Source organism: Streptomyces sp. NPDC041135 (genome assembly GCF_055592085.1).
This window is the reverse complement of sequence record NZ_JBVIYZ010000009.1, coordinates 172,847-197,801: the sequence shown is the minus strand read 5'-3', so window position 1 is coordinate 197,801 and position 24,955 is coordinate 172,847. Positions and strand designations below refer to the sequence as shown.

Below are 24,955 nucleotides of genomic sequence, written 5' to 3'. Positions count from 1 at the left end.
TGTGACGGCAATGGCTACGGAAACTCCCCAGCTCACCGCAGCATGTGCCGTCCCCGCCCCGGGCAGCGCGCGGTGACGGCGACCGAGGCGGAGCGCGACACGGAGCGCGCCACACTCGACAAGGCCGCGGGTGAGAACTTCCCCGTGGCTCCGTTCTTCCTGCCCCGCCCCTGGCGCGACGACCTGATGGCCGTCTACGGCTTCGCACGCCTCGTCGACGACATCGGCGACGGCGACCTGGCCCCCGGCGGCGCCGACGCCCGCGCCCTCGGCGTGTCGGCCGCCCGGGCGGAGGACCGCCTGGTCCTCCTCGACGCCTTCGAGGCGGACCTGCGCCGCGTCTTCGACGGCGACCCGCGCCACCCGCTGCTGCGCCGCCTCCAGCACACCGTCTGCCGCCGCTCGCTCACCCCCGAGCCGTTCCTCGGCCTGATCGCCGCCAACCGCCAGGACCAGCTCGTCACCCGCTACGAGACCTACGACGACCTGGTCGGGTACTGCGAGCTGTCCGCCAACCCGGTCGGCCGCCTCGTCCTCGCCGTCACCGGCACCTCGACCCCCGAGCGGGTCCGGCTCTCCGACGCCATCTGCACCGCCCTGCAGATCGTCGAACACCTCCAGGACGTCGCCGAGGACCTCGGCCGCGACCGTATCTACCTCCCGGCCGAGGACATGAAACGCTTCCACGTCCAGGAAGCGGACCTCGCCGCGAAAACCGCGGGCGCATCGGTGCGCGCCCTGGTTGCATACGAGGCACAACGCGCCCTCGATCTGCTGAATGAAGGACGCCCCCTGGTGGGTAGCGTCCACGGCAGGTTGAAGCTGCTGCTCGCGGGGTTCGTGGCGGGAGGGAGGGCGGCGGTCCGGGCGATCGCCGCCGCCGATTACGACGTACTGCCCGGCCCGCCCAGACCCGGCAAGGTCCAGTTGCTGCGTGAGGTGGGCGTGACTCTGCGAGGAGAGGGGTGATCCGGAGCGTGGATCCCGCGCCGCACGCGTCCGCGCCGGTACTCGCCGCCTACAGCTACTGCGAGGCCGTCACCGGGCAGCAGGCCCGCAACTTCGCCTACGGCATCCGGTTGCTGCCGACGCCCAAGCGCCGCGCCATGTCGGCGCTGTACGCCTTCTCCCGGCGTGTCGACGACATCGGTGACGGCGAGCTGGCCGGCCCGGTCAAGGTGGCGCGTCTGGAGGAGACCCGCGAGCTGCTGCGCCGCGTCCGCGAGGGCGAGGTGGCCGAGGACGACACCGACCCGGTCGCCGTCGCCCTCACCCATGCCGCCCGGGCCTTCCCGATCCCGCTCGGCGGCCTCGACGAGCTGATCGACGGCGTCCAGATGGACGTGCGCGGCGCGACCTACGAGACCTGGGACGACCTGAAGGTCTACTGCCGCTGTGTGGCCGGTGCCATCGGCCGGCTCTCGCTCGGCGTGTTCGGCACGGAATCCGGCGCGCGCGGCGCCGAACGCGCCGCCGAGTACGCCGACACCCTCGGGCTCGCACTGCAGCTGACCAACATCCTGCGGGACGTCCGCGAGGACGCCGAGGGCGGCCGTACCTATCTGCCCGCCGACGACCTCGCGAAGTTCGGCTGCTCGGCCGGGTTCCACGGGCCGACCCCGCCGGAGGGCTCCGACTTCGCGGGCCTGGTCCACTTCGAGGTGCGACGCGCCCGCGCCCTCTTCGCCGAGGGCTACCGGCTGCTGCCCATGCTCGACCGCCGCAGCGGCGCCTGTGTCGCCGCCATGGCCGGCATCTACCGCCGCCTGCTGGATCGCATCGAGCGCGAACCGGAGGCGGTGCTGCGCGGCCGGGTCTCGCTGCCCGGGCGGGAGAAGGCGTACGTCGCCGTGCGCGGACTGTCCGGCCTCGACACCCGCAGGCACGTCTCCCGGCGCACCGTCAGGAGGCGCGTCTGATGGACCCGGCGGATCAGGCGGAAGGGGCCGACGGGGGCGCGGCGCGGCCGGCCGGGGCAACCTTCCGGCACGGCGTGGCGTCCCTGAGTGCGACGGCCTGCGGTGCACCGTTCGACCAGCACGGTGGGCCCGCACGGAAGGACGCACGATGACCGACGGCACGCGGCCCCCAGGGTCATCCGCGGGCACCCCCGCGGCCACCGGCCGCAGCGCCGTGGTGGTCGGCGGCGGCCTCGCCGGGATCACCGCCGCGCTCGCGCTCGCCGACGCCGGCGTCCGCGTCACCCTGCTGGAGGGCCGGCCCCGGCTGGGCGGCCTGGCCTTCTCCTTCCGGCGCGGCGACCTGAGCGTCGACAACGGCCAGCACGTGTACCTGCGCTGCTGCACCGCCTACCGCTGGTTCCTCGACCGGATCGGCGGCGCGGCGCTGGCACCGCTGCAGGAACGTCTCGACGTGCCCGTCCTCGACGTGGCCAAGCCCGCCGGACGCCGGCTCGGCCGGCTGCGGCGCGACCCGCTGCCGGTCCCGCTCCACCTCGGGCGCAGCCTGGCCACCTACCCGCACCTCTCGCTCGCCGAGCGTGCCGCCGTCGGCCGGGCCGCCCTCGCCCTCAAGGGCCTCGACCTCGCCGACCCGGCCCTGGACGCACAGGACTTCGGCAGCTGGCTGGCCGCGCACGGCCAGTCGGCGCGCGCAGTGGAGGCCCTGTGGGACCTGGTCGGCGTCGCCACCCTCAACGCGGTCGCGGGCGACGCCTCGCTGGCGCTGGCCGCGAGGGTGTTCAAGACCGGTCTGCTGTCCGAGCCGGGCGCGGCCGACATCGGCTGGGCCCGCGTCCCGCTGGGCGACCTGCACGACCGGCTGGCCCGCACGGCGCTCGACTCCGCGGGCGTGCGCACCGAGGTCCGTACACGCGTCACCTCCCTCTCCCAGAACGGAAACGGGAGCTGGAGCGTTCAGGTCCCCGGCGAGACGCTCACCGCGGACGCGGTCGTGCTGGCCGTACCGCCGCGCGAGACGCACGACCTGCTGCCCGCCGGCGCCCTCGACGCCCCCGGCCGGCTGCTTCGGCTCGGCACCGCGCCCATCCTCAACGTGCACGTCGTCTACGACCGCACGGTGCTCACCGCCCCCTTCTTCGCCGCCCTCGGCACCCCGGTGCAGTGGGTGTTCGACCGCACCGACGCCTCCGGGCTGCGCGAGGGGCAGTACCTCGCCCTGTCCCAGTCGGCCGCGCAGGACGAGATCGACCTGCCGGTGTCCGTGCTGCGGGAGCGGTACCTGCCGGAGCTGGAGCGGCTGCTGCCCGGCGCGCGCGGCGCCGAGGTGCGGGACTTCTTCGTGACCAGGGAGCGCACGGCGACGTTCGCGCCCGCTCCGGGCACCGGGCGGCTGCGGCCCGGCGCCCGTACCAAGGCCCCCGGCCTCTGGCTGGCCGGAGCGTGGACCGCCACCGGGTGGCCCGCGACCATGGAGAGTGCGGTTCGCAGCGGAGTGAGTGCGGCCGACGCCGCGCTGAGCGCCCTGGGCCGGCCCCGCCCCGGTCACCTCTTCTCGTTCGAGGAGGCGGCCTGATGCCCGGCCGGAACGCGGCGGCTCCCCGCACCCCCCGTACCGCGACAAGAGGAGAGACTGTGCCCACTGTGCCCCCGGCCCCGACGGCTGCCGACGCGGTGGACGTGACCGCGCTGCTGGAGCGCGGCCGGACCCTGGCCACACCGGTGCTGCGGGCGGCCGTCGACCGCCTGGCCCCGCCGATGGACACCGTCGCCGCCTACCACTTCGGCTGGATCGACGCCCAGGGCAACCCCGCGGACGGCGACGGCGGCAAGGCCGTGCGGCCCGCGCTGGCCGTGCTCTCCGCGGAGGTCACCGGCGCCGCTCCCGAGACCGGGGTGCCCGGCGCGGTCGCCGTCGAACTGGTCCACAACTTCTCCCTGCTGCACGACGACCTGATGGACGGCGACGAGCAGCGCCGCCACCGCGACACCGTGTGGAAGGTGCACGGCCCCGCCCAGGCCATCCTGGTCGGGGACGCGCTGTTCGCGCTGGCCAACGAGGTGCTGCTGGAGCTGGGTTCGGCCGAGGCCGGCCGGGCCACCCGGCGCCTGACCACCGCCACCCGCGCGCTGATCGACGGTCAGGCGCAGGACATCTCCTACGAGCACCGCGACCGGGTCAGCGTCGAGGAGTGCCTGGAGATGGAGGGCAACAAGACCGGCGCCCTGCTCGCCGCCTCCAGCTCCATCGGCGCGGTGCTCGGCGGCGCGGACGACCGCACCGCCGACACCCTGGAGACCTACGGCTACCACCTCGGCCTCGCCTTCCAGGCCGTCGACGACCTCCTCGGCATCTGGGGCGACCCGCAGTCCACCGGCAAGCAGACCTGGAGCGACCTGCGCCAGCGCAAGAAATCCCTGCCGGTCGTGGCCGCCCTCGCGGCGGGCGGCCCCGCCTCCGAGCGGCTCGGCGAGATCCTCACCGCCGACGCCAAGAGCAGCGACTTCGAGAACTTCTCCGAGGAGGAGTTCGCGGCGCGGGCCGCCCTCATCGAGGAGGCGGGCGGCCGCGAGTGGACGGCCGAGGAGGCCCGCCGCCAGCACGTCATCGCCATCGACGCCCTGAACACCGTGGACATGCCCGACCGGGTGCGGGCCGCCTTCACGGCCCTCGCCGACTTCGTCGTCGTACGGAAGAGATGATCATTAGCGGTCGAACAGTCCTCGCGTAGTCGCCGGCCGGTGCGGCGAGCAGCAACGCGTACCGGCCGACGGCGGACCCACAGCAGCACGATGTCGCACGACTGCACGAAGGGGAAGCCATGACAGCGACGACCGACGGAAGCACCGGGGCCACTGTGCCACCCCGCGCTGCCGCGGCCAGCGACACCGACACCGACATCACCATCCCCGAGGCGGCCGGGGTACAAGAAGCCGCAGCGCGCGCGGCCCGTCGCGCCACCGACTTCCTGCTGTCCCGGCAGGACGCCGAGGGGTGGTGGAAGGGCGACCTGGAGACGAACGTCACCATGGATGCCGAGGACCTGCTGCTCCGGCAGTTCCTGGGCATCCTCGACGAGGCCACCGCGCACGCCGCCGCCCTGTTCATCCGGGGCGAGCAGCGGGCCGACGGCACCTGGGCCACCTTCTACGGCGGCCCCGGCGACCTGTCCGCCACCGTCGAGGCGTACGTCGCCCTGCGCCTGGCCGGTGACGACCCGCAGGCGCCGCACATGGCCCGGGCCGCCGCCTGGGTCCGCGAGCGCGGCGGCATCGCGGCCTGCCGGGTCTTCACCCGGATCTGGCTCGCCCTGTTCGGCTGGTGGAAGTGGGAGGACCTGCCCGAACTGCCGCCGGAGCTGATCTGGCTGCCCACCTGGATGCCGCTCAACATCTACGACTTCGGCTGCTGGGCCCGGCAGACCATCGTCCCGCTGACCATCGTCTCCGCCAAGCGCCCGGTCCGCCCCGCGCCCTTCGCGCTGGACGAGCTGCACACCGACCCGGCCGACCCCAACCCGGCCACCCCGCTCGCCCCGGCGGCCAGTTGGGACGGCGCCTTCCAGCGGCTCGACAAGGCGCTGCACGGGCTGCGCAAGGTCGCCCCGCGCCGGCTGCGGCGGGCCGCGATGAACTCCGCCGCCCGCTGGATCATCGAGCGGCAGGAGAACGACGGCTGCTGGGGCGGCATCCAGCCGCCGGCCGTGTACTCGATCATCGCCCTGCACCTGCTCGGCTTCGACCTCCGGCACCCCGTGATGCGCGCGGGGCTGGAGTCGCTGGACCGGTTCGCCGTGTGGCGCGAGGACGGGGCCCGGATGATCGAGGCCTGCCAGTCGCCGGTGTGGGACACCTGTCTCGCCACCATCGCGCTGGCCGACGCCGGGCTGCCCGCCGATCACCCCCAACTGGTCAAGGCCGCCGACTGGATGCTCGGCGAGGAGATCGTCCGGCCCGGCGACTGGTCCGTGAAGCGGCCCCAACTGCCGCCGGGCGGCTGGGCCTTCGAGTTCCACAACGACAACTACCCGGACATCGACGACACCGCCGAGGTCGCCCTCGCGCTGCGCCGGGTCCGCCACCACGACCCCGAGCGGGTGGACAGGGCCGTCGCACGCGGCGTGCGCTGGAACCTCGGCATGCAGTCGCGCAACGGGGCGTGGGGCGCCTTCGACGCCGACAACACCAGCCCGTTCCCCAACCGGCTGCCGTTCTGCGACTTCGGCGAGGTCATCGACCCGCCGTCCGCCGACGTCACCGCGCACGTGGTGGAGATGCTCGCCGCCGAGGGCCTCGCCCACGACCCGCGCACCCGGCGCGGCATCGCCTGGCTGCTGGACGAACAGGAGCCGGACGGCTCGTGGTTCGGGCGCTGGGGCGTCAACTACATCTACGGCACCGGCTCGGTGGTGCCCGCGCTGACCGCGGCCGGCCTGCCCGGCTCGCACCCGGCGATCCGGCGGGCCGTGCGCTGGCTGGAGAGCGTCCAGAACGACGACGGCGGCTGGGGCGAGGACCTGCGCTCCTACCGGTACGTCAGGGAGTGGAGCGGCCGCGGCGCCTCCACCGCCTCCCAGACCGCCTGGGCGCTGATGGCGCTGCTCGCGGCGGGGGAGAAGGACAGCGGGGCCGTCGAGCGGGGCGTCGCGTGGCTGGCCGCCACCCAGCGGGAGGACGGCTCCTGGGACGAGCCCTACTTCACCGGCACCGGGTTCCCCTGGGACTTCTCCATCAACTACCACCTGTACCGGCAGGTCTTCCCGCTCACCGCGCTCGGCCGCTACCTGCACGGCGACCCCTTCGAGCGACGGCCCCTCGCCAAGGCCCGGCAGGCGCGCTCCGGGGCCGGGGCGAGCTGATGAGCCCGCCGCCCGCCCCGGCCCCGCTGCTGATCGCCTGCGCGCTCGGCATCGAGCACCTCGCCCTGCGCACGGGCGGCCGCCCCCCGGCCGGGCCGGGCGGCGGGGCTCCGGGCGGGCCGGTCACCTTCGTCCGCACCGGCATGGGCCCCCGGTCGGCCCAGCGCTCCGTCACCCGGGCGCTGGCCGGGCCCGGGCTGGCCGGGGCCGCCGTGCTGGCCACCGGTTTCTGCGCGGGCCTCGCCCCCGGCATGCACCCCGGGGACCTCGTCGTCGCCGAGGAGACCCGGGACCCCGACGGCAGCGTGCCGTGCGTCGGCACCGACCTGCTGGTGCGGGAACTGGCCCGCACGGTTCCCGGGCGGGCCGTCCACACCGGCCCGCTGGCCGGCTCCGACCACGTCGTGCGCGCATCCGAGCGGCCCGCCCTGCGGGCCACCGGCGCGGTCGCGGTCGACATGGAGTCGGCCGCCACGCTGCTGAGCGCCGTCCGCACGGGCGCGCGCCCGGTTGCGGCCGTCCGGGTGGTCGTGGACGCTCCAGAATATGAACTCGTCCGGATCGGCACGGTACGCGGTGGAATATCGGCTTTCCGTGTTCTTCGTTCCGTACTTCCCGCTTTTATCGAATGGCACCGCAATGTGCTGCTCCCCCGGAGGTGAGCCAGATGGTCATGCCGCTGCGCCAGTCCATCAAGGTCGCTACATACCTGGCTGAACAGAAGATCCGCAGACGGGACAAGTTCCCGCTGATCGTGGAGCTGGAGCCGCTCTTCGCGTGCAACCTCAAGTGCGAGGGCTGCGGCAAGATCCAGCATCCTGCCGGGGTGCTCAAGCAGCGCATGCCGGTGGCGCAGGCCGTCGGCGCCGTGCTGGAGTCCGGGGCGCCGATGGTGTCCATCGCCGGCGGTGAGCCGCTGATGCATCCGCAGATCGACGAGATCGTGCGGCAGCTGGTGGCGCGGAAGAAGTACGTCTTCCTCTGCACCAACGCCCTGCTGATGCGCAAGAAGATGGAGAAGTTCACGCCCTCGCCCTACTTCGCCTTCGCCGTGCACATCGACGGGCTGCGGGAGCGGCACGACGAGTCCGTGGCCAAGGAGGGCGTGTTCGACGAGGCGGTGGAGGCCATCAAGGAGGCCAAGCGGCGCGGCTTCCGGGTGACCACCAACTCGACCTTCTTCAACACCGACACCCCGCAGACCGTCATCGAGGTGCTCGACTTCCTCAACGACGACCTCAAGGTCGACGAGATGATGATCTCGCCCGCCTACGCCTACGAGAAGGCACCCGACCAGGAGCACTTCCTGGGCGTGGAGCAGACCCGCGAGCTGTTCCGCAAGGCCTTCTCCGGCGGCAACCGCTCCCGCTGGCGGCTCAACCACTCCCCGCTCTTCCTGGACTTCCTCGAGGGCAAGGTCGATTTCCCCTGCACCGCCTGGGCGATCCCGAACTACTCGCTGTTCGGCTGGCAGCGCCCCTGCTACCTGATGAGCGACGGGTACGTGCCCACCTACCGCGAGCTGGTGGAGGACACCGACTGGGACAAGTACGGCCGCGGCAAGGACCCGCGCTGCGCCAACTGCATGGCGCACTGCGGCTACGAGCCGACCGCGGTCCTCGCCACCATGGGCTCGCTCAAGGAGTCCCTGCGGGCCATGCGCGAGACCGTCTCCGGCAATCGGGACTGACGTCGTGAGCGCCGCCGCCCGCCTCCGTCCGGGCCCCGGCCCGGCCGGAGGCGGGGCGGCATCGCCGGGCGGGCCGGCGCGCGCCCGGCCGCCGGGACACCGGCGGCACAGCCAAGGAGAGTGAATGACCACCGAGTTCGACCTCGGCGCCCTGCTCGCCGAGCGCGGCGCCGAACGCTACGAGCTGCACGCCAGGCACCTCAACCACCAGCTCCCGCGCATGCTGCACACCATCGGCTTCGACAAGGTCTACGAGCGGGCCGAGGGCGCCCACTTCTGGGACGCGGACGGCGCGGACTACCTGGACATGCTCGCCGGGTTCGGCGTGATGGGACTGGGCCGCCACCACCCGGTCGTCCGCAAGGCGCTGCACGACGTCCTCGACGCCTCCCTCGCCGACCTCACCCGCTTCGACTGCCAGCCGCTGCCGGGCCTGCTCGCCGAGCGCCTCCTCACCCACAGCCCCCATCTGGACCGGGTGTTCTTCGGCAACAGCGGGACGGAAGCCGTCGAGACCGCCCTGAAGTTCGCCCGGTACGCCACCGGCAGGCCGCGCGTGCTGTACTGCGACCACGCCTTCCACGGCCTGACCACCGGCTCCCTCTCGGTCAACGGCGAGGGCGGCTTCCGTGACGGCTTCGCCCCGCTGCTGCCCGACACCGCCGTACCGCTCGGCGACCTCGACGCCCTGGCCCGGGAGCTGCGGAAGGGGGACGTCGCCGCCCTGATCGTGGAGCCGATCCAGGGGAAGGGGGTGCACGAGGCGCCCCCCGGCTATCTGCGCGCCGCGCAGGAGCTGCTGCACCGGCACAAGGCGCTGCTCATCGCCGACGAGGTGCAGACCGGTCTCGGCCGCACCGGCGACTTCTACGCCTACCAGCACGAGGACGGCGTCGAACCCGACCTGGTCTGCGTGGCGAAGGCGCTGTCCGGCGGGTACGTCCCCGTCGGCGCCACCCTCGGCAAGGACTGGATCTTCAAGAAGGTCTACTCGTCCATGGACCGCGTCCTGGTGCACTCGGCGAGCTTCGGGTCCAACGCCCAGGCGATGGCGGCCGGCCTCGCCGTGCTCGCGGTCATGGAGAACGAGCAGATCGTCGCCAACGCCCGGGCCATGGGGGAGCGGCTGAAGTCCCGCCTCGCCGCCCTGGTCGGCACCTACGAGCTGCTCGCCGACGTGCGCGGGCGGGGCCTGATGATCGGCATAGAGTTCGGCAGGCCCGGCTCGCTGAAGCTGCGCAGCCGCTGGGCCGTGCTCCAGGCCGCCCGCAAGGGCCTGTTCGCGCAGATGGTGGTCGTCCCGCTGCTCCAGCGCCACCGCATCCTCACCCAGGTCTCCGGCGACCACCTGGAAGTGATCAAGCTCATCCCGCCGCTGATCATCGACGAGGCCGACGTGGACCGGTTCGTCGACGCCTTCACCGACGTGATGGACGACGCGCACAGCGGCGGTGGTCTCATGTGGGACTTCGGCAAGACACTGGTCAAGCAGGCGGTCGCCAACCGCTGACACCGGCTCACCGGCCCGCTCCCCGTCCGGGCCTCGGAGGCAATACCGGTTTTGCCTCTGAGGCAAGAGATTTGCCGCAGAGGCAAAACGGGGGCTGAATGGAGGCATGAGCCCCGAAGAAGCCCCTCCGGCGGCGGGCCCCGGCGGCCACCTGCCCGCCGTCGCGCCGCAGCTGCGCGCGCTGCGCCGCCGTACCGGCCTCACCCTGGAGGCCGCGGCCCGCGCGGCCGGGCTGTCGCCCGCGCACCTCTCCCGGCTGGAGACCGGCCTGCGGCAGCCGTCGCTGCCGATGCTGCTCGCGCTCGCCCGTATCTACGGTACGACCGTCTCGGAGCTGCTCGGCGAGTCGGTGCCCGACCGGGACGCGATCGTCCGCGGCGCGGCCATGGAACCGACCCCGGCGGGCGGCTGGACCTACTTCCAGGCCGGCGCGCCGGGCCGCGGGATGCAGGCGCTGCGGGTCCGGGTGCCGCACGGCTCCCAGGGCGACATCGTGCGCGTGCACCCCGGCGAGGAGTGGCTGTACGTCCTGCGCGGCCGGCTGCGGCTGCGTCTCGGGGACGCCGCGCATCTGCTGGCGCCCGGTGACAGCGCGCACTTCGACTCGCTCACCCCGCACCGCATCGCCGCCGAGGACCACGACGGCGTCGAGCTGCTGTTCGTCCACACCCTGCTGCAGAGCCCCACGGCCACGCTGTGCCTCGGGCCCCTGACCGGAGAGCCGTCATGAGCAACGTCGAGGACAAGTTCCCCCGGGCCCTGTGGGTCCGGCTGATCATCTACATCGCCGCGGGCCACCTCCTGGCGGCCTTCCTCTACCTGCTGTTCACGCTGGGCGCCAAGTAGCCCGCCGCTTCAGTCCAGCAGCCGCTCGCGCAGCCGCTCGCGGGTGTTCGGGGTCAGGCCCAGACCCTGCGCCAGATACGCCTCGACCCCGCCCCAGGTCTCCTCGACGGTCTCGAAGGCCGCCGTCAGATACTCGGCGCGGGCGTCGAACAGGGGGCTGAGCAGCTCCATCACCTCGGGCGTGTACGCGGTGGCCGCGTCGCCGCTGCGGTGCACCTTGTAGCGGCGGTGCCTGGCGTTGGACGCCAGGTAGTCGGCGACGATCGCCTCGCGCTCCACGCCCAGCGCGAGCAGGGTCACGGCTATCGACAGCCCGGCGCGGTCCTTGCCCGCGGCGCAGTGCATCAGCGCGGGCACGCTGTCCTCGGCCAGCGCGTGCAGCACCCGGGAGTGCTCGGCGGTGCGCTCCGTGATGATCCTGCGGTAGGAGGCGGTCATCCGGGCCGCCCCCTTGCCGTCCGCCAGGATGCCGCGCAGCTGCTCGATGTCGCCGTCCCGGACCATCTTCCAGAACTCGGCGCCGTCCGCCGGGTCGCTCAGCGGCAGGTTCACGTTCCGCACGCCGGGCAGCTCCACGTCGGGGCCCTCCAGCTTGTGGTCGGCGGCGTTGCGGAAGTCGAAGACCGTGTGCAGGCCCAGCGAGGCGAGGTACTCGGCGTCCGAGGCGGTCGCGTGCGCCAGATGCCCGCTGCGGAACAGCACCCCGTACCGCACCCGGTGGCCGTCGGTGGTGGGCAGGCCGCCCACGTCGCGGAAGTTGCGCACTCCGGCCAGCTGCGGCTCGGTCGACGGGACCTGCTGCGTCACGGGGGCTCCTCCCGGTCGGTCCCGGCGGCGCGGCTCGTCGGCGGGCACGCCGTCGACCTTACGACATCGGTCCGACCGTGCGGTATCCGATCCTTCTGTCCGTTCTATTGCTATTCGCTGGCTTCGCTGCAACTCACTCCGGAATGGCACTATCTGTACGGCGGCGCGTGAGGAGCGTCATATCCGTGACCGTCCGTCGCACGTCATGTCCACGTAATCGGCGTGCTTCCTTGGGCTGTTCGCCATTCCGGGCGGCGTCTGTCCACGGAAAGTGACCGGGAATTCCCCCTGTGGATCATGGGAAAGGCGGACGGCGGAGAACTTCTGCTTGTTCCCCCGCGTCCCGCTCGCTTACGTTCGCCACCAATCCGGACGGAACGCCGAATCCTGCCGCCGCCCGGAGCCCCGCACACACTCACCCGTGCACGGCAGGAGCGGGGGACCCACCAGGTACGACTGCCTGTTCCGGTGCCCGGGACGGCTAGGGGTGAAGCCGCGTGCTGCGCGGCCGGGCAGCTCCAGTCCGAACCCGACAGCTCACCTCGCAGGCGCCGGAGAGGAATGCGTCATGCCCGCCAAGGGTAAGCACCGCCGCCCCAAGGCCCCGCGTCTCACCCGCTCCATCGCCGTCGCCGGAACCGGTGGCGCCGCACTGGCCCTGCCGCTCCTCGGGGCCACCGGGGCGCACGCCGCCACGGTCAAGGAGTCCGCCGCCGGCAGCGCGGTGCGGTCCGCGCCGGTGGCCGCCACGTCGGCCTCCGCGGCCCGGTCGGACGCGGGGACGGCGCGCACCTACACCGTCCGCACCGGTGACTACCTCTCCAGGATCGCCGAGCAGCAGCACGTCGCCGGTGGCTGGCACCGCCTCTACGCCGACAACCGCGAGGCCGTGGGCGCCGATCCCTCGCTGATCCACCCCGGCCTGAAGCTGACGCTGGGCGGCAGGGCCACACCGGCGCACACCGAGTCCGCCGCCCCGAAGCCCGCCCCGCCCGCCCCGGCGCACTCCGCCACCCCGCGGGCCGAGGCCGCGGCCCCGCGGCAGGCGGACACCGAACCGGTGTCCGCGGGCACCTCCACCGGCTTCGTCCTGCCGGTGACCGGCGCCACCGTCGGCACCGGCTACCACGTGGCCGGCGGCATGTGGTCCAGCGGCTACCACACCGGCGTGGACTTCGTCGTCCCGACCGGCACCTCCCTCAAGGCCGTCGGCGCGGGCACGGTCGTCTCCGCGGGCTGGGGCGGCGCCTACGGCAACCAGGTCGTCATCAAGCTCGCCGACGGCCACTACGCCCAGTACGGCCACCTGTCCCAGCTCTCCGTCTCGGCCGGCCAGAGCGTGACCGCGGGCCAGCAGGTCGGCCTCTCGGGCGCGACCGGCAACGTGACCGGCCCGCACCTGCACTTCGAGATCCGCACCACGCCCGACTACGGCTCGGACGTGGACCCCGTTGCCTACCTCCGCGGACACGGCCTCGCCGTCGGCTGACGCCTCGTCAGGCACCCCGCCAGGCACCCGCCGGAGGCCGGACCCGATCCCCGGGTCCGGCCTCCGGCCCGTCCGCATCCCCGACACGCCTCGCGACCTGCGTATTCCGTACTTGACCGAACATTTGAGAGTGGCTTATCTCACCGATCGTCAACCCCCGCTTACGGTCGCGTAGGTCACACCCGAAGGTGAATCATGGACCGACGTGGCAGACGATTCGAAGAGTGACAGCAGATCAGTGATCGGGTCGTACGTGGCGGTGGGGGACAGCTTCACCGAGGGCGTCGGCGACCCCGGCCCCGACGGGGCGTTCGTCGGCTGGGCCGACCGCTTCGCGGTCCTCCTCGCCGACCGGCGGCCCGAGGGAGACTTCGAGTACACCAACCTCGCCGTGCGCGGGAAACTGCTCGACCAGATCGTGGCCGACCAGGTGCCCCGGGCCCTCGAACTCGCGCCGGACCTGGTGTCCTTCTGCGCCGGCGGCAACGACATCATCCGCCCCGGCACCGACCCGGACGAGGTGGCCGAGCGCTTCGAGGCCGCCGTGGCCCGGCTGACCTCCGCCGTCGGCACGGTCATGGTGACCACCGGGTTCGACACCCGGGGCGTGCCCCTGCTCAAGCACCTGCGCGGCAAGATCGCCACCTACAACGGGCACGTCCGGGCCGTCGCCGACCGGTACGGCTGCCCCGTCCTCGACCTGTGGTCCCTGCGGGCGATCCAGGACCGGCGCGCCTGGGACCACGACCGGCTGCACCTCTCGCCCGAGGGGCACACCCGGGTGGCGCTGCGGGCCGGGCTGGCCCTCGGCCTGCCGGTGCCGGCCGACCCGGAGCAGCCGTGGCCGGTGCTGCCGCCCCGCGGCACGCTGGAGATCCGCCGCGACAACGTCCAGTGGGCCCGCGAGTACCTGGTGCCGTGGATCGGCCGCAGGCTGCGCGGCGAGTCCTCCGGGGACCATGTGACGGCCAAGGGCACCCTGTCGCCGGACGACATCAAGATGCGCATCGCCCCCGTCGCCTGACACCGCCGGCCCGGGGCGCCGGAGCGGGCACGGTCCGCCGGATCACCGGCGCGGACCGTGCCCGCCCCGGCTCCACCGTGTGGCCGAGGCGGGCCGTGGTGCCGCCGGGGACCGCGCTGTCGGAGGGGCCGACCATAATGGAGGACCTCGGCGATTCTCCTGGAGGTACCGTGACCGGATTGCGAACCCTGAGCCACGGGGTCCGCGTGCTGCGGCCCGCGGCCTTCGGTGCGGACCCGGGTGGTGAGCGCATGGCCAGGATCCGCAGGTCACCGCATTTCGCGGACGGCGTGTTCCAGAACCCCGGGGGCACCGCCCGCACCCGGCCCACCGGCTCCACCCTCGACTTCGCGAAGGTCTTCTTCGACAAGGACCAGCGGCCTCGCCGCACCCCCCGCGGCACCGTCCCGCTGCACGCCACCACCGTCGCCGACCTGGCCGCACCGCCCGCCACGGGACTGCGGCTGACCTGGATGGGGCACTCCAGCGTACTGGCCGAGATCGACGGGCACCGGGTGCTGTTCGACCCCGTCTGGGGCGAGCGCTGCTCCCCCTTCCCGTTCGCCGGCCCCAAGCGGCTGCACCCGGTGCCGCTGCCCCTGGCCGCGCTCGGCCCGGTCGATGTCGTGGTCATCTCGCACGACCACTACGACCACCTGGACCTGCCCACGATCAAGGCGCTGGCCCGCACGGACACCGTGTTCGCCGTCCCGCTCGGCGTCGGCGCCCACCTCGAACACTGGGGCGTGTCCGCCGACCGGCTGCGCGAGCTGGACTGGCACGAGTCCACCCGGATCGGCGGCCTGACCCTGACCGCCACCCCGGCCCGCCACTTCTGCGGCCGCGGCCTGCGCAACACCCAGCACACCCTGTGGGCCTCCTGGGCCGTGGCCGGCGAGGAGCACCGGATCTACCACAGCGGGGACACCGGCTACTTCGAGGGATTCCGGGACATCGGCGCCGAGCACGGCCCCTTCGACGCCACGATGGTCCAGATCGGCGCCTACAGCGAGTTCTGGCCGGACATCCACATGCGCCCCGACGAGGGTCTGCGCGCCCACCTCGACCTCCAGGGCGGCCGGCCGCACGGCGTGCTGCTGCCCATCCACTGGGGCACCTTCAACCTCGCCCCGCACGCCTGGGCGGAGCCCGGCGAGTGGACGAAGGACGCCGCCGAGGACGCCGGCCAGGCGGTCGCCCTGCCCCGGCCCGGCGAACCCTTCGAGCCCGCGGGCACGCTCCCCACGCAGCCGTGGTGGCGGGTGGTGTCCGCGCCCGTCGACACCCCGTGGCGCCTCTCCGGCGGCGCCGACCGCGCCGGCGACCCGGTGGAAAGCCGTGCGGAGAGCCCCCGAAAGGGGGATCTCGACCTGGCCGGGGAGCGCTGACCGAGGGTCCCCGTACGCCCTCCTGGCGGTCCCGACGCCGCACGGCCGCGCAGGTTATCGGTCTGTCGTACGACGCCTCATACCAGAGCGGGACGCTGCCCGGGGGAGTTTGCCGACTGCCCGCCGGACATGGTGCGCAGGCGACTACCGTGAGTGTCCGTCGGGCGACACAGGGCCGCATTGCCCCGGTCCTCCCGTCCGGCACCGCGATGGCGCACGCCTGCCCGCGCGCCCCGCGCGAGGAGCCAGGCCCGACGGACCAGTACGAGGACACCGATGTCTCACCTCCGTGCACCGGCCCCCCGCGCCGACCGCCGAGAGGGCGGCCGGCACGGACGGCCGGTCACCCGACCCGCCCCCGCGCTGCCCGAGACGCACATACGGCCCCAGCTGATGCGGCTCGCCGTGCTGCCGCCCGTCGCGGTCGCCCTCAGCGGCTGCGCGGCCGTGCTGTTCACCGTCCGCTCCACCGGGGCACGGCCGGGTCCGGTCCTGTGGGCCGTGCTCGCCGGTGCCGTCTCGGTGACCGTCGCGGGCATCCTGATCGCCGCGGTGGCCGCCGACCGCGCCGCCCGCTCGGTCGGCGAGCGCGTCGGCGCCCTGCGCCGCGGCACCGCGCGCGGTGAGGCGGACCTGCGTGCCCTGGTCGAGGCGCTGCGCCGCGGGGAGAGCCCGCCGCGGCGCAAGCCGCGCGGGGGGCCGCCCGGGGACGCCGACGACTTCGACCTGCTCGCCGCCGACCTGGGCCGGGCGCACGACGGCGCCGTCACCGCCGTCGTGCAGGCCGCCCAGCTCTCCAGCCAGGCGGGCAGCGAGCAGAAGCTCGAAGTCTTCGTCAACCTCGCGCGGCGGCTGCAGTCCCTGGTGCACCGGGAGATCTCGATCCTCGACGAACTCGAGAACGAGATCGAGGACCCGGACCTGCTCAAGGGCCTCTTCCACGTGGACCACCTGGCCACCCGCATCCGGCGGCACGCCGAGAACCTCGCCGTCCTCGGCGGCGCCGTCTCGCGGCGGCAGTGGAGCCACCCCGTCTCCATGACGGAGGTCCTGCGCTCCGCCATCGCCGAGGTCGAGCAGTACTCGCGGGTCAGACTCGTGCCGCCCGTCGACGGCGACCTGTGCGGCCACGCCGTGGCCGACGTCATCCACCTGCTCGCCGAACTCGTCGAGAACGCCACCGTCTTCTCCGCGCCGCACACCCAGGTGCTGCTGCGCGCCAGCCTCGTCACCTCCGGGCTGGCCGTGGAGGTGGAGGACCGCGGACTCGGCATGCCGGTCGGCGAACAGCAGCGGATGAACGCCCTGCTCGCCGACCCCGACCAGGTCAACGTCGCCAGCCTGCTGGCCGACGGCCGCATCGGCCTGTTCGTGGTCTCCCAGCTCGCCCGCCGGCACGGCATCACCGTCCGCCTGCAGAGCAACATCTACGGCGGCGTGCAGGCCGTCCTCGTCGTCCCGCAGGCCCTCCTGGGCACCCCGCCGGCCGCCCCCGGAGCCGTACCCGTCCCCGTATCCGTACCGCAGCCGCACGCCGCACCGGGCACCGGCAGCCTCCCCGCGCCCCCGCTGCAGCCCCCGCCGGGCGTGACCGACCTCGACGGCACCGGTCCCGGGGACACCGGCGGTCACCCCGTCGTCCACGGTGGTCCCTCCGGCGAGCAGCCCGGGGCGGCCGGGCCGGCACCGACCGGGCGGCGCCGGCACGCACAGCGCCCGCCCGGGTCCGAGGGCCCGCCCGCGCCGCTGCCGGTACGCGACGCACACCGGTCGCGGTCCACCCCCGCCGAGGCCGCGCCCGGCATCCGGCCCGAGGACCGGCGGACGGTCGAGGAGAACGCCGGCGCACCGCCCACCCCGCGCGCCGGAGCGGTCCGCGGCACCATGGGCAAGCCCCAGCTGCCCCGGCGCCGGGCCCAGGAGCACATCGCGCCCCAGCTGCGCGGCGGCCCGGCCCCCCGCCAGGACAGCGAGAACCCGGCGGGCCACGACCCCGGCCTCATGGCGGCCTTCCAGCGCGGCATCGGCCTCGCCGAAGCCCAGCAGCACCTGGAGTCCGCCCCCGCCGAACCGGACCCCACCGGCCCCTCGCACGCCGAGCCGCCGCCCGCGCCGCGGCTCACCCCGCTGCGCACCCCGCACTTCGCGGAGCTGCCGGGCAGCGATGCCGCCGCGACGCCCCTGTCCCCCGGGGCTCCGGTGCCGGAGGCCGGCGCGCGGCCCGACGGGAGCGCCCCGGCCGGATGACCGCCCGCACCGCCGCGCCCATGACCCTCCGCACCTCCACCCGCGCACTCACCCCCACCTCCACCCCCACGTCCCGCGCTTTCGCAGACGTTCGTACCCCAAGGAGTCGATCCACCATGGCGAGCGATGCGCCGACCGCCCAGGTATCCGACCTCGACTGGCTGATGAGCGGCCTCGTGCAGCGGGTGCCGCACACCACCAGCGCGGTGCTGCTGTCCTGCGACGGACTGGTGAAGTCCGTCCACGGCCTCGACCCGGACAGCGCCGACCACATGGCGGCGCTGGCCTCCGGGCTGTACTCCCTCGGCCGCAGCGCGGGCGTCCGGTTCGGCGACGGCGGCGACGTACGGCAGGTCGTCGTGGAACTCGACGCGACCCTGCTGTTCGTCACCACCGCCGGCTCCGGCACCTGCCTCGCGGTGCTGGCCGGCCGCGAGGCCGACGCCGCCGTCCTCGGCTACGAGATGGCCATGCTGGTCAAGAGCGTGCGCCCCTACCTGGTGACCGCACCCCGGCAGCACGGCGTCGAACCCACGGCGATGAGGCCTTGACGGTGGTGGCGGCCGGCGACGGACCCTGGCTCGACGACGCGGCAGGACGGCTGGTGCGCCCGTTCACCGTCAGCAACGGCCGCACCAGACCCAGCATCGCCCTCGACCTGATGTCGCAGGTGATGGCCACCGGAACCACCCCGCTCGGCTACCTCGGCCCCGAGCACGCCCAGGCGCTCGAGCTGTGCCGCTCGCCCGTCCCGGTCGCCGAGGTCGCCGCGCACCTGAAGCTGCCGGCGGTGGTCACCAAGGTCCTGCTCTCGGACCTCGTCGACTGCGGGGTGCTGACCGCCAAGCCCCCCGCGTTCCACCACAACCCCACTGACCGGTCTCTGCTGGAGGCAGTGCTTGATGGATTACGACGACAGCTCTGACTCGTTCCCCACCGCGCTGAAGATCCTGGTGGCGGGCGGGTTCGGGGTCGGCAAGACCACCTTCGTCGGCGCGGTGAGCGAGATCGCGCCGCTGAGCACGGAGGAACTGCTCACCACGGTCAGCGCCGCGACCGACAACCTCGACGGGATCGAGAACAAGGTCGAGACGACCGTCGCCATGGACTTCGGCCGCATCACACTGGACCCGGAACACGTGCTGTACCTGTTCGGCACGCCCGGTCAGGAGCGGTTCTGGTTCATGTGGGACGAGCTGTCCGAGGGCGCCCTCGGCGCGGTCATCCTGGCCGACACCCGGCGGCTGGCCGAGTGCTTCGCCGCCGTCGACTTCTTCGAGGAACGCGGGCTCGGCTTCATCATCGCCGTCAACGAGTTCGACGGCGGCTACCGGTACGACCCGGAGGAGGTGCGCAGCGCTCTCGACCTCGATCCGGGGGTACCGGTCGTCCGCTGCGACGCCCGGATCTCCAGTTCGGGCGTGCAGACCCTGCTCGCCCTGGTCCGGCACCTCATCGCCCACACCCCGGCACCCGCGCCCAGCCACGGCGCCCACATGTGACGCCGCCATACCGCCCACGGAGCCCGCATATGAGGTACGCCCACAGCGACGGAGCCCGGCCATGAGGTACGAGCCGCCCCGGCCGGCCAGGGGGCTGCTGCTCACGCCCGAGGACAAGGAGGCCCCGGCCCGGGTCCGGCGGCTGCGGCGGCTCGGTCTGGGGGAGCGGCCCGAACCGGCCCTGGACACCTTCGCGGACCAGCTCGCCCACCTCGCCGGGACGCCGTTCGCCATGGTCAACTTCGTCGGCGAGGACCACCAGTTCTTCGCCGGGCTGCGCGTCCCCGAGACCGGTCCGGTGGTCAGGGCCGACGGCAGCAGGCCCCGGGTCGGCCGGTCCCTCCCACGGGACCATGGGTTCTGCCCCTATGTGGTGGTGCGACACAAGGCGCTGGCCCTGGAGGACGTGAGCGACTACCCGCGCTTCGCGGGCAACCCGGTCGTCGACGAGTACGGCATCCGCTCCTACCTCGGCGCCCCGCTCATCGACAGCTCCGGCATGGCGCTGGGCACCGTGTGCGTCGCCGACGTGGGTCCGCGGCCCTGGGGCAGGGCGGGCCTGGAGACCATCAAGGCGCGGGCGGCCGAACTCGCCGCACGGCTCGAGCGGTACGCGGGTGACGGACTACCCCTGTGAGGGACGCTCGTCGCGGGGCGGCCGGCAGGTCGGGGGCGTGAAGGAAAGCTGAGGCGGCGGTTAAGAAAAGCTCGATGGACCCCGCCCCGCGGATGCGGCAGATTGCAGAAAGTTTCCACCCCTCGTCCCCGGTGCGGGCTGCTTCGGCGTGCCCGCGGCCGGGCTCTCACCCACAGGAGCCGTAGCGTGAAGGCGCTGGTCAAGGAGAAGGCGGAGCCCGGACTCCGGCTCGCGGACGTCCCGGAGCCCGCGGTGGGGCCCTCAGACGTTCTGATCAAGGTGCTGCGCACCGGCATCTGCGGCACCGACCTGCACATCCGGGCCTGGGACGGCTGGGCCCAGCAGGCCATCCGCACACCGCTGGTGCTCGGCCACGAGTTCGTCGGCGAGGTCGTCGCCACCGGCCGCGACGTGCCCGACATCGCCGTCGGCGACCGGGTCAGCGGCGAGGGGCACCTGGTGTGCGGCAAGTGCCGCAACTGCCTGGCCGGACGGCGTCACCTGTGCCGGGCCACCGTCGGCCTCGGCGTGGGCCGGGACGGCGCGTTCGCCGAGTACGTCGCGCTGCCCGCCGCCAATGTCTGGGTGCACCGCGTGCCCGTCGACCTCGACGTCGCCGCGATCTTCGACCCGTTCGGCAACGCCGTGCACACCGCGCTGTCCTTCCCGCTGGTCGGCGAGGACGTCCTGATCACCGGGGCGGGCCCGATCGGCCTGATGGCGGCGGCCGTGGCCCGGCACGCCGGCGCCCGCAACGTCATGATCACCGACGTCAGCGAGGAGCGCCTGGCGCTGGCCCGCAAGATCGGCGTCACCCTCGCCCTCAACGTCGCGGAGGCGAGCATCGCCGACGGTCAGCGCACGCTCGGCCTGCGCGAGGGCTTCGACATCGGCCTGGAGATGTCCGGCCGGCCCGAGGCCGTGCGGGACATGATCGGCAACATGACGCACGGCGGCCGGATCGCCATGCTGGGCCTGCCCTCCCAGGAGTTCCCGGTCGACTGGGCCCGCATCGTCACCTCCATGATCACCATCAAGGGCATCTACGGCCGGGAGATGTTCGAGACCTGGTACGCGATGTCGGTGCTGCTGGAAGGCGGCCTGGACCTCGCCCCGGTGATCACCGGCCGGTACGACTACCGCGACTTCGAGGCGGCCTTCGCGGACGCCGCCGGCGGCCAGGGCGGCAAGGTCATCCTGGACTGGACCGCCTGACGCCCGCCGGGCCCGCCCGACCCCCCTCCCTCCGCCCGTACCACCCAGGAGTTTCCGCCATGTTCGACTCCGTGCGCGACGACCTGCGCGCCACCCTCGACGAGATCCGCGCCGCGGGCCTGCACAAGCCCGAGCGGGTCATCGGCACCCCGCAGTCCGCGTCCGTGCACGTCACCGCGGGCGGCCGCCCCGGCGAGGTGCTGAACTTCTGCGCCAACAACTACCTCGGCCTCGCCGACCACCCCGAGGTGGTCGCCGCCGCGCACCAGGCCCTGGACCGCTGGGGCTACGGCATGGCCTCCGTGCGCTTCATCTGCGGCACCCAGGAGGTGCACAAGGAGCTGGAGGCCCGGCTGTCCGCCTTCCTCGGGCAGGAGGACACGATCCTGTACTCCTCCTGCTTCGACGCCAACGGCGGTGTCTTCGAGACGCTGCTCGGCGAGCAGGACGCGGTGATCTCCGACGCCCTCAACCACGCCTCCATCATCGACGGCATCCGTCTGTCCAAGGCCCGCAGGTTCCGCTACGCCAACCGTGACCTGGCCGACCTGGAGCGGCAGTTGAAGGAGGCGCAGTCCGCGCGGCGCCGGCTGGTCGTCACCGACGGCGTCTTCTCCATGGACGGCTACGTCGCCCCGCTCCGCGAGATCTGCGACCTCGCCGACCGCTACGACGCCATGGTGATGGTCGACGACTCGCACGCCGTGGGCTTCGTCGGCCCGAGCGGCCGCGGCACGCCCGAGCTGCACGGCGTCATGGACCGCGTCGACATCGTCACCGGCACCCTCGGCAAGGCCCTCGGCGGCGCGTCCGGCGGTTACGTCGCCGCCCGCGCCGAGATCGTCGCCCTGCTGCGCCAGCGCTCCCGCCCGTACCTGTTCTCCAACACGCTCGCCCCGGTGATCGCGGCGGCCTCCCTCAAGGTCCTCGACCTGCTGGAGGCGGCGGACGACCTGCGGGTCCGGCTGGCGGAGAACACCGCGCTCTTCCGCCGCCGGATGACGGCGGAGGGCTTCGACGTCCTGCCCGGCGACCACGCCATCGCCCCGGTGATGATCGGCGACGCGGCGACCGCGGCCCGGCTGGCGGAACTGCTGCTGGAGCGGGGCGTGTACGTGATCGGCTTCTCCTACCCGGTCGTGCCCCAGGGCCAGGCCCGCATCCGCGTCCAGCTGTCCGCCGCGCACTCGACGGACGACGTGAACCGCGCGGTCGACGCCTTCGTCGCGGCCCGCGCGGAGCTGGAGGCCTGAGCGGTCCGGGCGGATCGAGCCCGGACAGATACAGCCCGGACGGATTGCGATAATCGTCCGCATGATCGAGGCGCGGCGGCTCCACATCCTCCGTGCGGTGGCCGACCACCGCACGGTGACGGCGGCTGCCGCCGCGCTCTATCTGACCCCGTCCGCCGTCTCCCAGCAGCTGACCGCCCTGGAGCAGGAGACCGGCCACCGCCTGGTCGAGCGCAACGCCCGGGGCGTACGCCTGACACCCGCCGGGGAGATCCTGCTCGCCCACACCAACGCCGTCCTGGCGCAGCTGGAGCGGGCCGAGGCGGAGCTGGCGGCGTACGGTTCCGGCGCGGCGGGCACGGTCACCGTCGCCGCGTTCGCCACCGGCATCGCCCTGGTCGTCGCGCCCGCGGTGGCCCGCCTCGCCGGCACGGCGCCCGGGATCCGGATGCGCGTCCAGGACGCGGAGGGCGACGCCAGCCTGCCGATGGTGCTGGACCGGCAGGTCGACGTCGCGGTCGCCGTCGAGTACCGCGGCGCGCCGTCCGCGGGCGATCCCCGGCTCACCCACGTCCCGCTGTACGCCGAGCCCTTCGACGCGGTCGTACCGGTCCACCACCGCCTCGCGGACGCCGCCGAGGTGCCGCTGGCCGAGCTGGCCAAGGACCCGTGGATCGGCCCGTACCCCGGCAACCCCTGCCACGACGTGGTCGTCCTCGCCTGCGAGGCGGCCGGCTTCCAGCCGCGGCTGGAGCACTCCTCCGACGACTTCCGGGCGGTCGTCGCGCTGGCCTCCGCGGCCGCGGGGGTGGCCCTCGTTCCGCGGTCGGCGCTGCGCGGCATGGACCTGAGCGGCGTCGTCGTCCGCCCGGTCGACGGCTCGCCACCCACCCGCCGGGTCTTCGCCGCCGTACGCCGCGGGGCGGAGGACCATCCGCTGATCCGCCCGGTGCTGGACGCCCTGGAGGAAGCCGGCCGGACCTAGCGTCCCGGGCGCGCTCCGCGAGAACGGGCCTTCACCTCTGTCCCGCATTCGGGATACTCTCCCGAATATGAAACAGATGGGCGAGGAACCCGACCCCGTCGACGCCCGGCTCGGTGCCCGGCTGGCCGAGCTGCGAGCCGGGCGCGGGTGGTCGCTGGGCGAGCTGGCGGAGCGCAGCGGGGTGAGCAGGTCCACCCTGTCCCGGGCCGAACGCGCGGAGATCAGCCCCACGGCCGCGATGCTGAACCGGTTGTGCGGCGTCTACGGCCGCACGATGTCCCAGCTGCTGAGCGAGGTCGAGGACGAGCCCGCCCTGCTGGTGCGCGCCGCCGACCAGAGCGTGTGGCAGGACGCGGCCTCCGGCTTCGTACGGCGCTCCGTGTCGCCGCCGCACCCGGGCCTGCGCGGCGAGCTGGTGGAGGGGCGCCTCGCCCCGGGCGCCGACATCGCCTACGACCGCCCGCCCGTGCCCGGCCTGGAGCAGCACCTGTGGCTGCGCGACGGGGACCTGGAGGTGACGGCCGGCGACGCCGTCCACCGCCTCGGCGCCGGTGACTGCCTGCGGATGCGGGTGTGGGGGCCGACCAGGTTCCGCTGCGCCGGGGCCGCCGAGGCCCGCTACCTACTGGCGGTGGTGCGGCCGTGAGGGTGGTCCGCTGGGACGCCTCCGGGGTCCGGGAGCGCGCCGGTGACCTGGCCGCACTGCTCGCCGACACCGTCGCGGGCGGCGCGTCCGTCGGCTTCCTCGCGCCGCTCGACCGCGCGCAGGCGCTGCGCTGGTGGCGGGGGCGGGCGGACGCCGCGGCCGCCGGACAGCTCGCCGTGTGGGCGGCGCTGGACGGCGCGGACCGGGTGGCCGGCACTGTGAGCCTGGCCTTCCCCGACAAGCCCAACAGCCGCCACCGCGCCGAACTCGTCAAGCTGATGGTCCACCGGGAAGCCCGCGGCCAAGGGCTCGGGCGCCGGCTGCTGACCACCGTCGAGCAGGCCGCGGCCGCCGCCGGGATCACCCTGCTGCACCTGGACACCGAGACCGGCAGCCCGGCCGAGCACCTGTACCGCTCGGCCGGCTGGACGCGCGCCGGTGTCATCCCCGACTACGCGGCCGACCCCGAGGGCCGGCTGCGTCCTACGACCCTCTACTACAAGCACATGGTCGCACCGGTCGTGTCATCGCGGGGGACGGTCCGGGGCGCTGTCAGTGGGACGGGTTAGCGTGCCGGACATGCCGGATGCTGAAGACGTACGCCGTGTCGCCCTGTCCCTGCCGGAGACCACCGAGAAGACGGCCTGGAACATGCCCACCTTCCGGGTGGCGGGGAAGATGTTCGCCACGCTGCCCGAGGACGAGACGTCCATCGCCGTGCGCTGCCCGAAGGAGGAGCGGGACGAACTCGTGCTGGCCGAGCCGGAGAAGTTCTGGATCGCCGGTCACGAGGCGCAGTTCGCCTGGGTGCGGGTGCGGCTGGCCGCGCTGGACGACGAGGACGAGCTGCGGGACATCCTCGCCGACTCCTGGGGACAGGCGGCACCACCCCGGCTGCTGGACACCTGCCCGGCGCCGCCGGTGAGGTGAGCGGCGTCAGCGCACGGAGAGGCACGCGG

General features: G+C 73.7%; 26 protein-coding genes and 1 riboswitch. Of the genes, 25 read left to right on the top strand and 1 reads right to left on the bottom strand.

Annotation, left to right across the window (positions count from 1 at the left end; genetic code table 11):
• Positions 1-42 precede the first annotated feature (42 nt).
• The 11 genes from hpnC (at position 43) to ACZ6CZ_RS22280 (ending at position 10,824) form a co-directional block, all read left to right on the top strand.
• On the top strand, positions 43-969 hold the full coding sequence (gene hpnC / locus ACZ6CZ_RS22330; protein ID WP_469023825.1) for a squalene synthase HpnC: 927 nt from the start codon (positions 43-45) through the stop codon (positions 967-969).
• Entirely contained in the window at positions 966-1,919 is a 954-nt protein-coding gene (gene hpnD, locus ACZ6CZ_RS22325; protein WP_469023823.1) for a presqualene diphosphate synthase HpnD, read from the top strand. Before hpnC ends, hpnD begins: the two co-directional genes overlap by 4 nt.
• Complete coding sequence (locus tag ACZ6CZ_RS22320; RefSeq protein ID WP_469023821.1) at positions 1,919-2,071, top strand: DUF6380 family protein; 153 nt, start codon at positions 1,919-1,921, stop codon at positions 2,069-2,071. Before hpnD ends, ACZ6CZ_RS22320 begins: the two co-directional genes overlap by 1 nt.
• The gene (gene hpnE / locus ACZ6CZ_RS22315) at positions 2,068-3,495 is read left to right on the top strand and encodes a hydroxysqualene dehydroxylase HpnE (RefSeq protein ID WP_469023818.1); all 1,428 of its coding nucleotides are present in this window, start codon (positions 2,068-2,070) and stop codon (positions 3,493-3,495) included. The genes ACZ6CZ_RS22320 and hpnE overlap by 4 nt, the downstream gene beginning before the upstream one ends.
• Entirely contained in the window at positions 3,495-4,622 is a 1,128-nt protein-coding gene (locus ACZ6CZ_RS22310) for a polyprenyl synthetase family protein (RefSeq protein WP_469023816.1), read from the top strand. The genes hpnE and ACZ6CZ_RS22310 overlap by 1 nt, the downstream gene beginning before the upstream one ends.
• A 119-nt stretch (positions 4,623-4,741) precedes the next feature.
• The gene (gene shc / locus ACZ6CZ_RS22305) at positions 4,742-6,778 is read left to right on the top strand and encodes a squalene--hopene cyclase (RefSeq protein ID WP_469023813.1); all 2,037 of its coding nucleotides are present in this window, start codon (positions 4,742-4,744) and stop codon (positions 6,776-6,778) included.
• Positions 6,778-7,440 (top strand): phosphorylase family protein, encoded by a 663-nt coding sequence (locus tag ACZ6CZ_RS22300; protein ID WP_469023810.1) that lies wholly within the window; start codon positions 6,778-6,780, stop codon positions 7,438-7,440. The genes shc and ACZ6CZ_RS22300 overlap by 1 nt, the downstream gene beginning before the upstream one ends.
• Positions 7,441-7,445: 5 nt before the next feature.
• Entirely contained in the window at positions 7,446-8,468 is a 1,023-nt protein-coding gene (hpnH, locus tag ACZ6CZ_RS22295; protein ID WP_469023807.1) for an adenosyl-hopene transferase HpnH, read from the top strand.
• A 124-nt stretch (positions 8,469-8,592) separates the two neighbouring features.
• Positions 8,593-9,978, top strand: coding sequence for an aspartate aminotransferase family protein (locus tag ACZ6CZ_RS22290; RefSeq protein ID WP_469023805.1), 1,386 nt, complete (start codon positions 8,593-8,595; stop codon positions 9,976-9,978).
• A 106-nt stretch (positions 9,979-10,084) separates the two neighbouring features.
• Positions 10,085-10,708, top strand: a complete 624-nt coding sequence (locus ACZ6CZ_RS22285) for a helix-turn-helix domain-containing protein (RefSeq protein WP_469023802.1) — start codon at positions 10,085-10,087, stop codon at positions 10,706-10,708.
• Positions 10,705-10,824: a DUF6126 family protein gene (locus tag ACZ6CZ_RS22280; protein WP_469023799.1), complete on the top strand. Its 120-nt coding sequence runs from the start codon at positions 10,705-10,707 to the stop codon at positions 10,822-10,824. Before ACZ6CZ_RS22285 ends, ACZ6CZ_RS22280 begins: the two co-directional genes overlap by 4 nt.
• Positions 10,825-10,833: 9 nt before the next feature.
• Here the strand turns inward: ACZ6CZ_RS22280 and ACZ6CZ_RS22275 are convergent, their stop codons facing one another.
• A complete protein-coding gene (locus ACZ6CZ_RS22275; protein WP_469023798.1) occupies positions 10,834-11,631 on the bottom strand; it encodes a tyrosine-protein phosphatase in 798 nt (265 codons plus the stop codon).
• Between the two features lie 406 nt (positions 11,632-12,037).
• A riboswitch (cyclic di-AMP (ydaO/yuaA leader) is annotated at positions 12,038-12,195 on the top strand.
• A 4-nt stretch (positions 12,196-12,199) separates the two neighbouring features.
• Here ACZ6CZ_RS22275 and ACZ6CZ_RS22270 point away from each other — a divergent pair.
• The 14 genes from ACZ6CZ_RS22270 (at position 12,200) to ACZ6CZ_RS22205 (ending at position 24,926) form a co-directional block, all read left to right on the top strand.
• Entirely contained in the window at positions 12,200-13,120 is a 921-nt protein-coding gene (locus ACZ6CZ_RS22270; protein WP_469023797.1) for a M23 family metallopeptidase, read from the top strand.
• Positions 13,121-13,358: 238 nt separating this feature from the next.
• Positions 13,359-14,144 (top strand): SGNH/GDSL hydrolase family protein, encoded by a 786-nt coding sequence (locus tag ACZ6CZ_RS22265; RefSeq protein ID WP_469024017.1) that lies wholly within the window; start codon positions 13,359-13,361, stop codon positions 14,142-14,144.
• A 170-nt stretch (positions 14,145-14,314) separates the two neighbouring features.
• Entirely contained in the window at positions 14,315-15,532 is a 1,218-nt protein-coding gene (locus tag ACZ6CZ_RS22260) for an MBL fold metallo-hydrolase (protein ID WP_469023795.1), read from the top strand.
• A gap of 276 nt (positions 15,533-15,808) precedes the next feature.
• Positions 15,809-17,779, top strand: coding sequence for a sensor histidine kinase (locus tag ACZ6CZ_RS22255; protein WP_469023794.1), 1,971 nt, complete (start codon positions 15,809-15,811; stop codon positions 17,777-17,779).
• Positions 17,780-17,895: 116 nt separating this feature from the next.
• The gene (locus ACZ6CZ_RS22250) at positions 17,896-18,330 is read left to right on the top strand and encodes a roadblock/LC7 domain-containing protein (RefSeq protein WP_469023791.1); all 435 of its coding nucleotides are present in this window, start codon (positions 17,896-17,898) and stop codon (positions 18,328-18,330) included.
• Positions 18,331-18,332: 2 nt separating this feature from the next.
• Positions 18,333-18,704 (top strand): DUF742 domain-containing protein, encoded by a 372-nt coding sequence (locus ACZ6CZ_RS22245; protein WP_469024015.1) that lies wholly within the window; start codon positions 18,333-18,335, stop codon positions 18,702-18,704.
• On the top strand, positions 18,682-19,281 hold the full coding sequence (locus ACZ6CZ_RS22240) for a GTP-binding protein (protein WP_469023788.1): 600 nt from the start codon (positions 18,682-18,684) through the stop codon (positions 19,279-19,281). Before ACZ6CZ_RS22245 ends, ACZ6CZ_RS22240 begins: the two co-directional genes overlap by 23 nt.
• Positions 19,282-19,342: 61 nt before the next feature.
• The gene (locus ACZ6CZ_RS22235; protein WP_469023785.1) at positions 19,343-19,918 is read left to right on the top strand and encodes a GAF domain-containing protein; all 576 of its coding nucleotides are present in this window, start codon (positions 19,343-19,345) and stop codon (positions 19,916-19,918) included.
• 186 nt (positions 19,919-20,104) lie between these two features.
• Positions 20,105-21,133 carry an L-threonine 3-dehydrogenase gene (gene tdh / locus ACZ6CZ_RS22230; protein ID WP_469023782.1) on the top strand — a complete coding sequence of 343 codons (1,029 nt, stop codon included), beginning with the start codon at positions 20,105-20,107 and terminating at the stop codon, positions 21,131-21,133.
• A gap of 59 nt (positions 21,134-21,192) precedes the next feature.
• Complete coding sequence (locus ACZ6CZ_RS22225) at positions 21,193-22,386, top strand: glycine C-acetyltransferase (RefSeq protein WP_469023780.1); 1,194 nt, start codon at positions 21,193-21,195, stop codon at positions 22,384-22,386.
• A 61-nt stretch (positions 22,387-22,447) separates the two neighbouring features.
• Positions 22,448-23,350, top strand: a complete 903-nt coding sequence (locus ACZ6CZ_RS22220; RefSeq protein ID WP_469023777.1) for a LysR family transcriptional regulator — start codon at positions 22,448-22,450, stop codon at positions 23,348-23,350.
• Between the two features lie 67 nt (positions 23,351-23,417).
• Positions 23,418-23,996, top strand: coding sequence for a helix-turn-helix domain-containing protein (locus ACZ6CZ_RS22215; protein WP_469023775.1), 579 nt, complete (start codon positions 23,418-23,420; stop codon positions 23,994-23,996).
• Positions 23,993-24,565, top strand: a complete 573-nt coding sequence (locus tag ACZ6CZ_RS22210) for a GNAT family N-acetyltransferase (RefSeq protein ID WP_469023772.1) — start codon at positions 23,993-23,995, stop codon at positions 24,563-24,565. Before ACZ6CZ_RS22215 ends, ACZ6CZ_RS22210 begins: the two co-directional genes overlap by 4 nt.
• Before the next feature lie 10 nt (positions 24,566-24,575).
• On the top strand, positions 24,576-24,926 hold the full coding sequence (locus ACZ6CZ_RS22205; protein WP_469023770.1) for an MmcQ/YjbR family DNA-binding protein: 351 nt from the start codon (positions 24,576-24,578) through the stop codon (positions 24,924-24,926).
• Positions 24,927-24,955 lie beyond the last annotated feature (29 nt).

Bases quoted from the DNA above. Each gene is read 5' to 3' on its own strand.
- hpnC (WP_469023825.1), top strand. From the start codon at position 43: ATGTGCCGTCCCCGCCCCGGGCAGCGCGCGGTGACGGCGACCGAGGCG.
- ACZ6CZ_RS22320 (WP_469023821.1), top strand. From the start codon at position 1,919: ATGGACCCGGCGGATCAGGCGGAAGGGGCCGACGGGGGCGCGGCGCGG.
- hpnE (WP_469023818.1), top strand. From the start codon at position 2,068: ATGACCGACGGCACGCGGCCCCCAGGGTCATCCGCGGGCACCCCCGCG.
- ACZ6CZ_RS22310 (WP_469023816.1), top strand. From the start codon at position 3,495: ATGCCCGGCCGGAACGCGGCGGCTCCCCGCACCCCCCGTACCGCGACA.
- shc (WP_469023813.1), top strand. From the start codon at position 4,742: ATGACAGCGACGACCGACGGAAGCACCGGGGCCACTGTGCCACCCCGC.
- ACZ6CZ_RS22300 (WP_469023810.1), top strand. From the start codon at position 6,778: ATGAGCCCGCCGCCCGCCCCGGCCCCGCTGCTGATCGCCTGCGCGCTC.
- hpnH (WP_469023807.1), top strand. From the start codon at position 7,446: ATGGTCATGCCGCTGCGCCAGTCCATCAAGGTCGCTACATACCTGGCT.
- ACZ6CZ_RS22290 (WP_469023805.1), top strand. From the start codon at position 8,593: ATGACCACCGAGTTCGACCTCGGCGCCCTGCTCGCCGAGCGCGGCGCC.
- ACZ6CZ_RS22285 (WP_469023802.1), top strand. From the start codon at position 10,085: ATGAGCCCCGAAGAAGCCCCTCCGGCGGCGGGCCCCGGCGGCCACCTG.
- ACZ6CZ_RS22280 (WP_469023799.1), top strand. From the start codon at position 10,705: ATGAGCAACGTCGAGGACAAGTTCCCCCGGGCCCTGTGGGTCCGGCTG.
- ACZ6CZ_RS22270 (WP_469023797.1), top strand. From the start codon at position 12,200: ATGCCCGCCAAGGGTAAGCACCGCCGCCCCAAGGCCCCGCGTCTCACC.
- ACZ6CZ_RS22255 (WP_469023794.1), top strand. From the start codon at position 15,809: ATGTCTCACCTCCGTGCACCGGCCCCCCGCGCCGACCGCCGAGAGGGC.
- ACZ6CZ_RS22250 (WP_469023791.1), top strand. From the start codon at position 17,896: ATGGCGAGCGATGCGCCGACCGCCCAGGTATCCGACCTCGACTGGCTG.
- ACZ6CZ_RS22240 (WP_469023788.1), top strand. From the start codon at position 18,682: ATGGATTACGACGACAGCTCTGACTCGTTCCCCACCGCGCTGAAGATC.
- ACZ6CZ_RS22235 (WP_469023785.1), top strand. From the start codon at position 19,343: ATGAGGTACGAGCCGCCCCGGCCGGCCAGGGGGCTGCTGCTCACGCCC.
- ACZ6CZ_RS22225 (WP_469023780.1), top strand. From the start codon at position 21,193: ATGTTCGACTCCGTGCGCGACGACCTGCGCGCCACCCTCGACGAGATC.
- ACZ6CZ_RS22220 (WP_469023777.1), top strand. From the start codon at position 22,448: ATGATCGAGGCGCGGCGGCTCCACATCCTCCGTGCGGTGGCCGACCAC.
- ACZ6CZ_RS22215 (WP_469023775.1), top strand. From the start codon at position 23,418: ATGAAACAGATGGGCGAGGAACCCGACCCCGTCGACGCCCGGCTCGGT.
- ACZ6CZ_RS22205 (WP_469023770.1), top strand. From the start codon at position 24,576: ATGCCGGATGCTGAAGACGTACGCCGTGTCGCCCTGTCCCTGCCGGAG.